The sequence below is a fragment of the Neobacillus sp. 114 genome, from assembly GCF_030127045.1.
In the GTDB taxonomy this organism is placed as follows: domain Bacteria; phylum Bacillota; class Bacilli; order Bacillales; family Cytobacillaceae; genus Neobacillus; species Neobacillus rhizophilus.
In genome coordinates, this window is the sequence record NZ_CP126144.1 from 1004622 (window position 1) to 1018290 (window position 13669).

The 13669-nt window shown below is 39.0% G+C and carries 14 protein-coding genes; 7 read left to right on the forward strand and 7 right to left on the reverse strand.

Translation table 11 applies throughout. From position 1 onward, the window contains the following. Nucleotides 1-17 precede the first annotated feature (17 nt). The 3 genes from QNN06_RS04915 to QNN06_RS04925 form a co-directional block, all read right to left on the reverse strand. Nucleotides 18-1088, reverse strand: a complete 1071-nt coding sequence (locus QNN06_RS04915) for a hypothetical protein (RefSeq protein WP_481819242.1) — start codon at nt 1086-1088, stop codon at nt 18-20. Between the two features lie 537 nt (nt 1089-1625). Then, on the reverse strand, nt 1626-2069 hold the full coding sequence (locus tag QNN06_RS04920) for a hypothetical protein (protein WP_284037143.1): 444 nt from the start codon (nt 2067-2069) through the stop codon (nt 1626-1628). A gap of 658 nt (nt 2070-2727) precedes the next feature. After that, nucleotides 2728-3351, reverse strand: coding sequence for a CGNR zinc finger domain-containing protein (locus QNN06_RS04925; protein ID WP_284037144.1), 624 nt, complete (start codon nt 3349-3351; stop codon nt 2728-2730). Between the two features lie 175 nt (nt 3352-3526). On the opposite strand from QNN06_RS04925, the gene QNN06_RS04930 reads away from it, so the two are divergent. After that, nucleotides 3527-3994 (forward strand): hypothetical protein, encoded by a 468-nt coding sequence (locus tag QNN06_RS04930; RefSeq protein WP_284037145.1) that lies wholly within the window; start codon nt 3527-3529, stop codon nt 3992-3994. Nucleotides 3995-4066: 72 nt separating this feature from the next. After that, the gene (locus tag QNN06_RS04935; RefSeq protein ID WP_213118531.1) at nt 4067-4207 is read left to right on the forward strand and encodes a YrzI family small protein; all 141 of its coding nucleotides are present in this window, start codon (nt 4067-4069) and stop codon (nt 4205-4207) included. Between the two features lie 184 nt (nt 4208-4391). On the opposite strand, the gene QNN06_RS04940 is transcribed toward QNN06_RS04935, so the two are convergent. From QNN06_RS04940 to QNN06_RS04950, 3 genes are all read right to left on the reverse strand, one after another. Beyond that, nucleotides 4392-5732, reverse strand: a complete 1341-nt coding sequence (locus QNN06_RS04940) for a sensor histidine kinase (RefSeq protein ID WP_217034867.1) — start codon at nt 5730-5732, stop codon at nt 4392-4394. Beyond that, nucleotides 5729-6403, reverse strand: coding sequence for a response regulator transcription factor (locus tag QNN06_RS04945; protein ID WP_213118529.1), 675 nt, complete (start codon nt 6401-6403; stop codon nt 5729-5731). The genes QNN06_RS04940 and QNN06_RS04945 overlap by 4 nt, the downstream gene beginning before the upstream one ends. A 361-nt stretch (nt 6404-6764) precedes the next feature. Further along, nucleotides 6765-7727, reverse strand: coding sequence for a helix-turn-helix transcriptional regulator (locus QNN06_RS04950; RefSeq protein ID WP_213118528.1), 963 nt, complete (start codon nt 7725-7727; stop codon nt 6765-6767). A gap of 108 nt (nt 7728-7835) precedes the next feature. On the opposite strand from QNN06_RS04950, the gene QNN06_RS04955 reads away from it, so the two are divergent. Further along, nucleotides 7836-8315, forward strand: coding sequence for a GyrI-like domain-containing protein (locus QNN06_RS04955; RefSeq protein WP_213118527.1), 480 nt, complete (start codon nt 7836-7838; stop codon nt 8313-8315). A gap of 220 nt (nt 8316-8535) precedes the next feature. Here QNN06_RS04955 and QNN06_RS04960 read toward each other — a convergent pair whose 3' ends face one another. Next, nucleotides 8536-9453: a LysR family transcriptional regulator gene (locus tag QNN06_RS04960; RefSeq protein ID WP_284037146.1), complete on the reverse strand. Its 918-nt coding sequence runs from the start codon at nt 9451-9453 to the stop codon at nt 8536-8538. 235 nt (nt 9454-9688) lie between these two features. Between QNN06_RS04960 and QNN06_RS04965 the strand changes: the two genes are divergently transcribed. From QNN06_RS04965 to QNN06_RS04980, 4 genes are all read left to right on the forward strand, one after another. Next, nucleotides 9689-10897, forward strand: a complete 1209-nt coding sequence (locus QNN06_RS04965) for an MFS transporter (protein WP_284037147.1) — start codon at nt 9689-9691, stop codon at nt 10895-10897. Nucleotides 10898-11035: 138 nt separating this feature from the next. Beyond that, nucleotides 11036-11500 (forward strand): DinB family protein, encoded by a 465-nt coding sequence (locus QNN06_RS04970; protein ID WP_284037148.1) that lies wholly within the window; start codon nt 11036-11038, stop codon nt 11498-11500. 141 nt (nt 11501-11641) lie between these two features. After that, a complete protein-coding gene (locus QNN06_RS04975) occupies nt 11642-12205 on the forward strand; it encodes a glycine/sarcosine/betaine reductase selenoprotein B family protein (protein WP_213118523.1) in 564 nt (187 codons plus the stop codon). 360 nt (nt 12206-12565) lie between these two features. After that, nucleotides 12566-13489 carry an RNA polymerase sigma-70 factor gene (locus tag QNN06_RS04980; RefSeq protein WP_284037149.1) on the forward strand — a complete coding sequence of 308 codons (924 nt, stop codon included), beginning with the start codon at nt 12566-12568 and terminating at the stop codon, nt 13487-13489. Nucleotides 13490-13669: the final 180 nt, after the last annotated feature.

The following is a 13669-nucleotide window of genomic DNA, read 5'->3' on the forward strand; positions in this document are numbered from 1 at the left end:
TCACGCAGTCCTCCTTTTTAACCTCTTCCACAGCGGGAACATCGGCTGCGCCGACGATAATAATAGGCAATCGCAGCTAGCCCAAGTGCCACTCCCCATGGCACCCAAAAGATCATCGGTCCCATAGCACCCCAGCCCTGACTGTGTAAAATATTTTCCATCGGCCCGAGATGAAGTGCCGTGGCAATGATACCGAATGTAAAGACAAAACCTGCTGCGGTTACAGCTATGGCCACAATGGAAGCAGGAATCACTGCTAGCATGATGGGAACTCTTTTTCCACCAATGAACGGGAACCAGCGCGGAAAGACTTCACCCCATTTTTGGATTAAACCAAGTGTAAGGAGACTTCCGATTATACATACAGATCCAAAAACCCATTCCGTCAGACGAGCCATCGGATTAGCGGTCGAGAAATCCTTAAGGAATTGCGGATCAATCCCTAAAGGGATATCGAGTGCCCACGAGAAGCGTATTAAGGCATAAGGAATGGGAGCCAATACTGCGATCATGGTCATCCATCTTCCCCAACGAATCAATAAAGATGTTTCTCCGTCATCGGTACGTCCGCAATATTCACATGCATGACGAGTTTTTCTTTGATAAACAACAGCGGCCATCATCCAAAAAAGGGCTCCGATAATACAAATAATTTGGTTCAACATTTCCCAGTTAAAGTCGAATTTAAATAAAAAAGCGTAAGCCATAGCGGCAATTAACCTGGTATCAGGAATAAACAGGAGCAGAGCAACTGAGAACCCCCATGAATAGGCAATGGCAAACCGCCGAGAAAAAGCCCTATAATGTGGTTTCTGCATGACAAGACCTATTCCAATGCCCATGAGACATAGAGTGACAAAAACAATACCGCCAATTTGTACCGGAAGATTGGTAACCATGGCGGCGAACAATCCCATACCCTCATTTTTAAAAGGATATCCAGCTCCACCCAATAACCAGTAAAGATGTAATGCTCCGTACAGCGCCGACCATAGCATGGCGGTATAACCGATCCATGAGGGCCAGCCGTTCCTGTTTGTTTTTGCCTCTTTTTTCATTAAAGTCGATGTGACATTCAACGTAATCATCCTTTCTTTTTTTATTCAAGGCTCTGTTATTAATCATTGTTGATTTTCGTGTAGGTATGAGAATTCATAGGCGGAGAATTTCCGGCTAATGTATAAAGAGGAAGCTTAAGAAGCAGATATAAGCGGAGATATTCCGTTTACATGCTCTAAATAAGACAAAATCCAATGATTTGGATCATATAAACGGAAAAACTTCCTTTATTTTTAAGGAAATAAGGGTATTTCCCAAAATAAACGGAATTTTACCGTTTATTTTTCAAACACTGTAAAGCAACATTCAGTTATAACAGAGCCTTATTCTAAAACAAATAACCTCACTTTCATCCTAATCCGTAAAGGTTAAAATGAAGGTGAGGTTTCGTTTAAATTTTGTTTAATTCGGGGTTTTCTTTTTCTATAATCCTAAAATCAGTTAATTCTTCTTCAATGGCCCCGTTACTATAAGTGTAATGAATCCAATCCCTAATATATGTTGGATTATATACCGGAACATAACAAAAACACGCGTTCTTAAGGTAATACCTGAAAGGGTTAAATTTATCCTGAATTTAACTCCTTGAATATAAATTTTTTTATCAACAGTCCTAATGTAATACCAAAAATCATGGCACTGAAAATATGGGAATAATAATCATTTATGGGCCTAATAGGTATATACTTACCTTCTATTAATGCTGAGAATAAAACTTCACATACTAACCAGGCCAGTAAACTGGATAAAGTAGTTTTAATAACTAAATGAGATGAACCAAACTTTTCAAATATAAAGTAAATTAAGATTGCAAAAAAACTACCAACTAAAAAATCTACAATTAATCCTATGGTAAATACAGGCCTGTTAATTGTAACAATAAGGCTTGCTAATTCATAAATACCATACTTACCAAAGCCAAAATAAACAAGTATCCTCGAAGCAATCTCTCCTGGTATTGTTGACAGAACACCTAATAAACTAATTTTTAACACCTTATCTTCGATCATATCATCAATTCCTCAGTCTTTATGTAGGTAAATTTAGTTTACAAATTATAGATAATTTTATACCTAATAAAAGAAGACACCTTTTTTTCAAGAAAGGCACCCGATTGTAGAATATTGAAAATACGAAATCACCAGATGCGTAAAGGCTGATTGACACTCATTTTTTATTGGTGCAAATTCATTTGGGTGGAAATTACTTAAAAATTTGTATAGGGAAATGCACCACAAATAGTAGGGATACAATGGCTGTTGTACCCCCACAATTTGATATACAATTTATCTTACAAAAAATGCTTAGAAACATAAGTAGTCTAATCCTTAATTGAGTAACCAATGATATTAAAAATAAGCGGAGATTTTTCGGTTAAACTGTAGAATAGAGCTGGGTTCGGGGTATATAAGCGGAGGTTTTCCGATTAAGCAAAGAAAAATTACCCATTTTCACGTTTTTTGATTCATTAGTCGGAATATTTCCGTCTATTTAGGCTATTTTCAGTGCTATTTCCTAACTAAGAGAAATTTCTCCGCTTATTTATCAAACTCGGTGCTCATTTTTAATTGTAAAAACGGATACAAATTGCAGTACAAATTGGGCTACATTTTCGATTGCATTTTCGGTTTTTCGACGGGAAACGGAACCCGTTAGTGTTAGGAGTTATTATCTTTTATTATGATAAAATCTTTTTGCTTTTGCACGATTCCCGCAGTCTGCCATCGAACACCAACGTCTGCTGCGATTGCGGCTTGTATCCAAAAACAGCCAACCACACGGATGCCCTTCACACTTTTTCACCCTGCTTAGTTCTTTTTCAGAAGTAAGAATGTCTATAGCAGATTGAACAATCGGTGGAAGCATTCCGTCTAATGTTTCTTCACCATTCAAAAATTCCAATGAAAATTTATTTTCACCAAGCACTACTCGCATCTTCCCGTAAGCATTGCTTAGGGCTTCATTCAAAATAGCAAGATCTTTAGAGGCTGGTGTTTCATTTTTTGTTACTAGACTAAAAATTTGGTAAATCGATTCCCGCAGCTCAATAGCTTGTTGGAGAACTTCTTTTGCCTTAGCGAATTGATCTTCTGCTTTTTTTAGTAGTGAAAGCGATTGTTGTTTATTAAGAATATTGGCATGCAAACTCCAGTTTACCAGCTTCTCGTAACTCGTCAGCAACTCCTGTGATTCCTCACTGCTATCGTGCCAGCTTACTGTATTGGCAAAATCCAAACACAAACGTCCGCCGAGCAAATCATGCTTGTGTACATCTTTATTTATATCAGACATGTGACTTCTCCTTTGACAGTCCGGGCCATATAATTTTGAAATTTTCCTATAACCATTATAAAAGGTATTGACAGTTAGAATCAACCACATCATAATATAACCATCAAAACAATTATAGAAGGTTATATACAAAAACAGACGTATGCATAATAAAAATTTATTGGAGGGGCTAAACATGAATGAAACGTTAAGAAACTCGGTTAAAACGATGCTAAGGGAAACATTCGAAGGACCCCTAGTTCCTGGAAAAGGAAGTTGGTTCACAAATTCTGAATCGAATTCTGGAATTTTCGGTGTACTAGAGGGGATGTCTTACGACCAAGCCTCCATGTCAGTTCATGGAACAACATTGGCTGCACATACTGATCACATCCGCTATCACATGTGGGGAACCAATGAAATCTTAAAAAAAGGGAAACAACCGGAAATGGATTGGGGAAAGAGTTGGGATATTCATTCGGTAGATGCACAACAATGGAACCGAATTCAGGAAGGATTGCGAAATGAATACTTCACACTTTTGGAATCGATTGACGCTATTGAATGGAATGAACTACTGGCCAATGAGGTGTTGTCTTCCTTGGCTCATTCAGCCTATCATCTTGGAGCCATTCGACAAATGTTAAAAGTAGTCAAGGTGTAACTTTGACATAAAGTCTGATCATTAGCCGAGTATTGGTACAAGTAGACGTAAATGTGCTTAGGGAGGTTAGCGATGATCTTTAATATTATATTTTTTACTATTGAAATTAGAAAAAGGGAAGCGAATTTGGAAGCGGCTATCCATCAAGAGCAAGTTGAGAAGCTTTATGAGGAAATCAAGGATCGGCAAATAGCTTTGTATCGTTATATGTAACTTCATAATTTTCAGGGTTTCAAGAAGCAGCCCAAATCAATTCCCCCGATATTCAGCCATTTCAGCGTATTTCGGGGGATTTTCACCTCGGAAAATAACGGTAAACAGTCTGTCATCCATTGGTATAATTTTTGTCTTTCAGTGTTAAAAACTTTTGTCAAGTATGGTATTTCATTGCCTATTATCATTTTTCGTAAAGATAGATGGCCGTGCCCTTTGGTGAACTTGTTATGTTCCACCCCAATTGCATTTCCTGAAGCATGAGTGACACGATGGAGAGGCCGATGCCGGCCCCTTTTTTGTCTGTTGTTACATCCAATCCAGGGCCTTTGTCTTCAATCAGAATCGCTGTTCTCCCTTCATAATCCACGATTCTGACACCGACATACTGCCCCGACTTAGCGTGTCTGATCACGTTTTGGTAGAGATTATCTAGGATGCGCATGAACCAATGGGGATCGATATTCCAACTTAAAGCCTTTTCGGGCAGACTAACATCTATTTTAAAGCCTTCTTTCTCAAATACCGGATACCATCCTGCCATGGATTCCCGGATGAATCGAATGATGTCCGTTTCTTTTCTTTGTAATGTGTATTTTCCGGCTGATAATAGCGTGTAGGAAAGGAGATTTTCCAGCAGATGGCTTAAGAGATCTACCTTGTTTTCAATTAAATGAAGCGAATCTTTCCCTTTGGACGATAAAGGTTCTTTTTGCAATGAATAGGCATGCCAGCGAATGGCTGTGAGCGGTGTTCGTAAATCGTGGGATATATTGGCAATCAGCTGTTTGCGCAGCGCTTCTTCTTCTTGTTCGTGATGCCTGCTCTTTATCAGTTCATCGATCATATGATTAAACGCTTTGCCCAATTCACTGATTTCGTCTTTTTTGTTGATAACGATCTTTTCGGGAATCCCGTTTTCCTGCGTTTCCGTCATGGCGGTTTGGAGATGAATGAGCCGTTTCCGGATCTTGAAGAAAAATAACCAAGAGACAAAGAGAAAGAGACCGAATACGAGAAAGGCATATAGCGCCAGCAACTTGTCATCTATAATGGAAAGGGTCGGAAGTTTTGTAACGGAGGGCGGTATTTGGAAAACCATAAATCCGTTGCTCTGTTTTCCGCCAATAAAAGACACAAAGGTAATCGGATCTTCATCACTTTGATTCATAAACTCAATACTGTTCTCTAAGGTCCACTGTGCTGGAATATTCTTTTGCTCGGAAAGTATTAGTTTGGTTTTCCCCGTCCCGTCCACCCAGAACATCCAAGCAAGCGGATATTGTTCCCTTACTGTGTGAAGCTTCTGATTTACCTGCTCTGGAGTGGCTCCATCCAGCTTTGCCGCCTCATGATGCCACATTTTCTTTAATTTGTTCGTATCCATATACTGAGCTCTTTGTGGAAAATCCTTGTTCAGAAAATAGGAGGGTATGTAATAGGCAGGTAAAACAAACGGCCATATGATAAGGGCTACGATAATGATCAGTAAATATTTCGCCAACAGTGAATGTCGAAACTTCATTGCTTCACCCTGTATCCGATTCCCCGGATCGTTTCAATAATTTGCGGCTGGCTCGGATTTTCCTCTATTTTTTCGCGTAAATGACGAATATGGACCATCAACGTTTTATCCCCAACAATATAAGGAGTTTCCCATACCGCTTCGTAGATTTGTTCCTTTGTCAGAATTTGGTTTGGATGACGAAGCAAATACGTGAAAATTTGAAATTGCTTTGCCGTTAGGGCGATTTCTGTATTCAATCTTGTATCGATAATACGGTTTTGGTCTAAATAAATGCTAAGATGAGATAGTTGAATGAGTGGTTGTGACATCTTCCCAAATCGTCTTAACAGCACTTCTACACGTGCCGTCAATTCATCGGGATGAAAGGGTTTCGTTACATAATCGTCGGCAAAATGAAGACCTTGCAATTTATCGTCAATAGAGGTTCTAGCAGAAAGTAGAAGAATCGGTGTCTCTGGATATTCTTTTTTTAACCGCTGGCCGATCGAGAATCCGTCCAATCCAGGAAGCATGATGTCAAGGATGACGAGGTCGTAGCCCTCCATATAATGGGACGCATGATCCCCCGAGGTAAGCCAGGTCACATCATAGCCCCTTCTAGTTAAATCTTCGCTGACCCATGAGCCGATTTCCTTATCGTCTTCAATGTACAAAAGTTTATTTTTCATGTTCCCCACCTAATGGATTTTTTTTAAAAGGATTAAGTGAACGATTATAGCCTCATCTGTCACAGATAAAGATATTTCGTCCAGCTTTTTCGTCGATTTTACCCATAAGTTATCCATTCCACTCTTAAGTTTGATTTTCCTTCTTCGTCGACTAATACGCTCTTTAATGAATGGTAAAAAAACAGTTTCGAGTATTACTAAATTAGATAAATAGCATTCTAGTAGTTAACAGCATGAAAGATGAAAATTCAACAATCGGGTGCTTTTCTTGAGTGCGTTCGGTTGAGAGATGCAAAACGCCATATCGGATTTGTGATACGGTTACCGTAACGCAGCCTATATAAGGTTTAACGGGCACTGCTTAAGTGCAGAATAGAAATACTCTTTCTTGTAAAACTTCCAAGACTTCTTCGGGAACTTCCCTGATCTTGATATCCCCACCTAGGAAAAGCAGCCAATTTGTTATTTCGGTCAATTCTTCTGAATGATTAACATTGATAAAAGTCTTTAGGATGGCTGTGGTTTGGTAAGGATTCGTAAAGGAAATTGAAACTTTTAAAGGATGGTATTTTTTGAACTGGGCAATCGCCTTTGGACCAAGTTCAAGGACAAGGTTGATTACTTCTTCCTGTTTCCTTAGTTTTTCTAAAATCTTTTTCTTACTTAGTCTTTTTTCCGTGGAATATGGTTGTACATCGGTGAGGTTGTCGACAGGGAAAATTTGTCTCTTTTCCTCCTTTAAGTTAAAGCCTTCAATCAGCCAAAGGCCTTTTTCATGATAAAGGTGTAAAAGAAAAATTGGATAAGACTTTATGACCTTGCCTTCTTTAATGGTAATCAATAAATAGCTATCCAAAAGCAGGATTTGAATAAGTTTTTCTAACATCGGATGGGGAAGGTCTGACAGTTCAAGCAGGTCGGGATTATTGGGATTGGTCCCTTCAAAAAGCAGGATTTGATTTAATAGAACCAGGTCATCTTGCTGGTTTTCTGAAATAAGGCCTAGTAATTTTTCAGCTAAAGACTGACGGCTCTTTAGATAAGGGAGTTGTTGATTTCTTGTGGCCATAAAGGCAATAAAGAGAGCTTTAATCTCATTATCGGTAAAGCGGACGGTGGGCAGGACCGAATTGTTCATGACAAAATAACCGCCATCCCTTCCAACTTCAGCGACAAGCGGCATCCCCATGGCTTCAATTTCTCGAATATCTCGAATCGCGGTCGAACGAGAGATGTTAAATTCCTGCATGATCTCAGAAATGGTAAAGTGGGAGCGGTTGTTGATATACCGCATGATGGTGTTAATCCGTTCAACTTTTTTCATCGGGACTCCTAAACAGTTTCATTTTTTGACATGATTAAAGATTATTATAAACTTATCAATTGAAAAGATAAATCATTTGATAAATTTAAAAAAAAGGATGGTTTGAATATGACAAATTATACGTTAGAAGAAAAAGAAAGCTTCACCGTTTTAGGTATTGGAACAGAGCTTACGAGCCACTACACAGACTATGCTGGCATAACCAAAGAAAAGGCAGACTTTTGGTCGGACGTCAATCAAGATGGAAGGCTTGCCAAGTTAAAAGCCGTTGCCACAAATGACTACATTTTTGTCGTGAATGAAGCAGTGAATAACAAGATGATGCATTATGCCGGCGTAATGACAGAGCAATCTTTACCAGAAGCATCCAGAGTGATTCAATTTCCTAAAAGTGAATACCTCGTTGTAAAAGGGGAAGCGGAGACGGCTGAAGCGTTGAGTAATATGGTTACTGGCATTGCCTTTGGTCAAGTATTGCCTGAAGCAAAGGATTTTGCCTATGTTGGCGGGCCAAATACAGCGGTTATCATGGGGCAACGAAACGGCTCAGTATTCGGTGAAATGTGGATTCCGGTTGTTAGAAAATAAAGAGATAACCATAGGGAGATCAAAAGTAAAACCACTATAAATTATATATGGCTATTCAACAAATGGGCGTAATTGTTGAATAAATGAATCCCAATTTCTCATTTATATCACTGAGAGATTGGGATTTTTAATTTTTGAATATCCTTAACGCTGTAAATCCGTATATAAAACGCTGAGTATTGAATGACAATAAAGTGGTTTAAAATTTTGACTTTACTTTTCAGTTCGTGTGATCATTGATTACTTCTGCATGATTTATCGCTGTTTCGATATAGGTATTCAAAGTGTCGATAAACGCTCGGGCTGCAAATCCCAAGTACTTTTCAGTGCGATAAACTATACAAATATTTTGACTCGGTGTGGGATTAGTTAACTTAATAATTTTAATATTTTTGTTATCAAGATTTTCAAGTAACAATTTTGGCAGAACACTTATCCCAATTCCTTGCTGTACCATGTTAATCAGAGAGGATATTGTTGTAGTTTCGATCTTTGGATGTAGATGAAATCCTAGTTCCATGCAAAATTTATCAACTAATTTACGACACTGATGATTAGAAGGAAACATCACGGTTTCCATGAATTGTAGATCTTTTAGTTGTACAGTCCTTTTATTTGCAAAGGAACTCTCTATTGCAACAGCTAAAGAAAACTCTTCATTAAATAGAGGAATTTGCACAATTCGATCATCATGAAAGGAGGAAGTGGTTACGCCGATATCGATATTTCCCTTTATGACTTGTTCTGTCACTTCGGTTGTTTCTATTACTGATAAAGATAATTTAGGGTAGGTTCGGTGAAATTCTACGAGCAAAGCATTAAATAACAGATCCGCATCACCCGGCAAGACACCGATCGTAAGCGTTCCACCTTGAATATTTTTCATTTCTGCAATCGCATCACGAGCGTATTTAATATGTGAAAAAACATGATTACTTTGTTCTAACAACACTTTTCCGGCATCTGTCAAGGTAATGCGTTTTCCCATGCGATCAAATAAAGGAACCCCTAACTCCTTCTCCAAAAATTTAATCTGTTGGCTGAGATTGGACTGTGTGGTAAAAAGTTTCTCAGATGCCCTTGAAAAATGCATCTCTTCACAAATGGCAATAAAATACTCCAATTGTCTTAGCTCCATTAATACATCCCCCAACGGTGATCATCATCACTTTTACTTATCATTATAATCGGAAATACATGATTGTTGGAATTTTTTACAAGAGGTAAACTTATTTTGACATTAAGCGCGCGCAGTAAATAAAAGGAAAAGAGGTTTTCTCATGTTGTAATTGAGAAATATTTAGCAAACTTATCCATGTCTGCTTGAATCTTTATTAAATTGTTATCTAACTAATAAACATGGAGGTGGAAAGGTGTACACTAAATTAACTATATTTTTCTTATTGATGTTTTTAATCGCATCTAACTCATTTCTCCTATCACCGCTTTTACCCGTTTTACAGATTGAATTTCAGATTACAACCGTGCAGGCTGGATGGATGATTAGCTCCTATGCCTTAACTTATGCTGTTTTCTCTTTGTTATTTGGTCCTATTTCAGACAAATGGAATCGCAAGAAGGTTATGATTTATGGTCTGGTTGGTTATGCAATGGCTATTTTCTTATGTGGATTTTCTTCAGGTTGGTTGGAAATAATCCTATATCAAGCCATAGCTGGTTTATTTGCTGCTTTGATTACTCCTCAAGTGTGGGCATCTATCACTATACTAATTCCTCCTGATCGTTTAGTTATGGGGATGGGGGTTGTAATAGGAGGTGTGGCAGCAGCCCAAGTGTTAGGACTCCCTCTCGGAAGTTTTTTAGCAAGCATAAGTTGGTCGATTCCTTATTTTGTGCTCTCCCTTGAAGCGATAGTAATCATTATATTGCTTATTTGGTTGATTCCTAGTTTACCCCCGCCATCGGTTGAAAAGAAGCCGAACCCATTTGTCGAGCCTTATCGTCAACTATTGAAATCGAGCAAAGCACGCTTTGGTTTTTTGGCTTACTTGGTCTTTGCCATCGGTTATTATGCAACTTTCACCTTTTTTGGCAAGTGGCTTGCTGATCGTTTTCAGCTTGATGTAAAAACTGCAGGGATGGTGTTTCTTTTTTTCGGATTAGGCAGTTTAATCGGCAGTCTGTTTGGCAGTCCTTTGGTGACAAAGTTGACCCGTTTCCATACATTAAATATTGGGGCTGTAATGATGTCTATTTTGTACATTATTCTGCCTATGTCGAAAACGGTTTTGTATGTTGAAGTATTGCTTTTTACGATCGCTGCCATCGGTGGTGTCTTAATTTCGGTTATCCTTAGTTCCCTACAAACTATTTCTAGTACGCAAAGAGGAACGGTTGCGGCATTATCTAACTCTTGCCAATATTTTGGTTCAATGATTGGAACGGGAATGGCAGGTGTATTATATAGCACATTGAATGGTTTTTTCTCGGTCAGTTTATTTGCATCGCTTATGTTTCTCTTATCCATTTTTCTTTTCATAAAGAGCAAGATAACTAATGATAAAACTTTTGAGCAAAAGGGGATAAATGAAGCAGAGGGAATAACTGGTTTAATTAAATAAATAGGTATACTCATTATGTATTTCATCTATAAAATAAACAACTTTTATTTTGCAGAGCAAGAGGTACCTTAATTATATTCCTTGCTATTTATTAATATTATAAAATGGACGATTGTATCAGAGAGAGGAGAGAAAGAAATGAACAAACTTGTGTTCAAGCAATTTGAAATGACAAGAGAGTACTTCATCAAGATCATAGGGTCTGTTCCTAAGGGCCAAACTGATGTCCAGCCAGATGGTTTCAACAACACAATTCACTGGCATACAGGTCACGTTTTGACAGTTACTGAACAAACTATGTTTGGTTTTCCTCAGGCAACAACACATCTTCCCCCAATCTATATCGAATTGTTCGGGAATGGTACTAAACCAGCTGATTGGACGGGGAATGTACCTACTATGGATGAGCTTATGGTACAGCTAAAAGATCAATTGGATCGTCTTCAGCAAATTCCAGCTGAACAACTAAACAATTCCTTGGAAACACCATTCATGGGATGTAAAACCTTTGGAGAGCTGGCAGGTTTAACACTAATGCATGAAGCAGCCCACATGGGACAGATTCAGGCAATGAATCGAGTCATTGAACATGTGAGTGTATAATGTATAAGGCTCTTAAAGAGTTACCTATCTGATGATCGGTTTTTTTAATAAATCCTTATAGCCATGTCACAAATCCCCCTCCTATTTCGTCCCTATGTGTGAAAGATAAAACAGGTTGAAAATGAAAAGGAGGCATATTTGATGGCAAATATTCATTCATCTTCCAAGGTTGGCTTTGGTAGAAAGGTAGTATTCAAGCTTGCTCAATCGAAATTGATGGGTAAATTGATGGAGAAATACCCCAAATTTATTGATCGAATCAGTATGAAAAGTATGAAATTGGGCAGTGAAAGAAGTGAAGATGTTCCCTGGACTCCATTAAAAAGGCCGATTGAGGAAAGTCGGGTGGCTCTCATTACCACGGGAGGCATCATCCTGAAAAGCCAACCCCCATTTGACTTGAACGATTCCAAGGGGGATTGCTCCTATCGTGTGATTCCCTCAGATACACCCTCAAGTGAAACGGTGATCAGTCATTTATTTTATGATCATAGCGATGTAAAGGTTGATTTGGAAATTATGTTTCCTTTAGCCACTCTACACCGCTTGCAACGGGAAGGTAAAGTAGGGAGTATCGCCCCGCGTCACTTCAGTTTTCAGGGAGGAATTCATGATCCCTCTCCGTTGGTTGAAAAAACAGGACCGGAAGTTGCGCGCAGTCTTGTGAAGGACCAGGTGGATTTGGCCATTCTGACCCCTGCCTGAAGCCACTGTCATCGGTCCGTTGGACTGATCGCACGAGAATTGGAAAAGCAGGGAATAGCGACAATCACAGTAACCCTGTTACCAGAAACGACAAATGCTTTGGGAGTACCCCGATCGATTTATTTCCCCAACAAACTGGGGAGTCCGATCGGTCGTGCCAACAAAAAGGAGGAACAGTACTCTGCTTTGTTACAATGTTTGGATGCATTGGGCAAAGCAAAAAAAGGGGAGATGATCACCGGGACGAGATGAAACAAACTCGTCCCAACGGACAGAATAGCCCTATTGGTCTGAAATTTATGGTAAAATATAGAAAAGAGTGTAATGCAGGGTGCTCACAAACAAAAGGGTGTGCTTTGAATGCCGGACGGTTCTAAATCTAAACATCTTCCACCTGATGATGATATGACCAATATGGCTTATATGACCGAAGTTTACTCTTCTTATAAATCGGCTCTTTTTTCGCTTGCTTATCGTATGTTGGGAAGTGTGACCGATGCAGAAGACATCGTGCAAGAAGCTTTTTTGAATTTGAATCAAGTTTCTTTGCATTCGATTCATCATGTGAAAAGTTATTTATGGAAGGTCACAACAAACCTTAGCATTGACTTTCTGCGTTCTGCCCGAAAGAGGAGAGAAGTGTATGTCGGCTCTTGGTTACCGGAACCGATCATTAACGGAAAGGGGGCGGATCCGGCAGACCGGGTGATTGCCAATGAGGAGTTATCCATCGCTTTTTTACATCTACTTGAAAACTTAAATCCGGTGGAAAGAGCGGTGTTCCTTCTGCGGGAAGTTTACTCTTATTCTTACAATGAGATTGCGCAATTAATAGGTAAATCTCCTGATAACAGCCGAAAAATCCAAAGCAGAGCGAAACAAAAAGTCGGCGATTTATCCCCCAAAGAGGGGGGAGATAGGAGTAAAAAAGAAGAAACTGTGCGTGACTTTATGGAGGCAGTTCAAAGCAACAACACCGAAAAACTTATGTCCATTTTATTAGATGACTTCACTATTTATTCCGACGGAGGAGGTAAAGTAAAAGCAAACTTGCGTCCTATCTTTGGAATTAAACGAGCCGTCGCCGCTTTAAAGGGTGTCAACAGTAGAATTCCATCCAATTTGATTGTCATGGAAGCGGATGTGAACGGACAACCGGGAATGATTATGAAGGCGGACGATCAAATTTTTTATGTATTGGCATTTCAGTTCGATGACGATAAACTTTCTGCTCTATACAACATAGTTAATCCAGATAAACTGAAGCATTTGAAAAAAAGCTGAAATGACAGTGGGAGTGAATCTTTATAGGGTGGTTTGACCACCTGGGGAGAGGCTTTAATTTTATTCTTCAACTATCGGGTGCTATCCTTGAACAAGGATAGCGCTCTATTTGTTGGAATATGGATGGCTAAATACCCTCGAAGGTCAGAGTATGAATGACGCAAATGCAATCATCATGGC

Excerpts from the sequence above, each read along its gene's own strand:
- QNN06_RS04930 (WP_284037145.1), top strand. The coding sequence starts at position 3,527 with ATGAATGAAACGTTAAGAAACTCGGTTAAAACGATGCTAAGGGAAACA.
- QNN06_RS04955 (WP_213118527.1), top strand. The coding sequence starts at position 7,836 with ATGACAAATTATACGTTAGAAGAAAAAGAAAGCTTCACCGTTTTAGGT.
- QNN06_RS04925 (WP_284037144.1), bottom strand. The coding sequence starts at position 3,351 with ATGTCTGATATAAATAAAGATGTACACAAGCATGATTTGCTCGGCGGA.
- QNN06_RS04945 (WP_213118529.1), bottom strand. The coding sequence starts at position 6,403 with ATGAAAAATAAACTTTTGTACATTGAAGACGATAAGGAAATCGGCTCA.
- QNN06_RS04940 (WP_217034867.1), bottom strand. The coding sequence starts at position 5,732 with ATGAAGTTTCGACATTCACTGTTGGCGAAATATTTACTGATCATTATC.
- QNN06_RS04975 (WP_213118523.1), top strand. The coding sequence starts at position 11,642 with ATGGCAAATATTCATTCATCTTCCAAGGTTGGCTTTGGTAGAAAGGTA.
- QNN06_RS04980 (WP_284037149.1), top strand. The coding sequence starts at position 12,566 with ATGCCGGACGGTTCTAAATCTAAACATCTTCCACCTGATGATGATATG.
- QNN06_RS04970 (WP_284037148.1), top strand. The coding sequence starts at position 11,036 with ATGAACAAACTTGTGTTCAAGCAATTTGAAATGACAAGAGAGTACTTC.
- QNN06_RS04950 (WP_213118528.1), bottom strand. The coding sequence starts at position 7,727 with ATGAAAAAAGTTGAACGGATTAACACCATCATGCGGTATATCAACAAC.
- QNN06_RS04960 (WP_284037146.1), bottom strand. The coding sequence starts at position 9,453 with ATGGAGCTAAGACAATTGGAGTATTTTATTGCCATTTGTGAAGAGATG.
- QNN06_RS04935 (WP_213118531.1), top strand. The coding sequence starts at position 4,067 with ATGATCTTTAATATTATATTTTTTACTATTGAAATTAGAAAAAGGGAA.
- QNN06_RS04920 (WP_284037143.1), bottom strand. The coding sequence starts at position 2,069 with ATGATCGAAGATAAGGTGTTAAAAATTAGTTTATTAGGTGTTCTGTCA.
- QNN06_RS04915 (WP_481819242.1), bottom strand. The coding sequence starts at position 1,088 with ATGATTACGTTGAATGTCACATCGACTTTAATGAAAAAAGAGGCAAAA.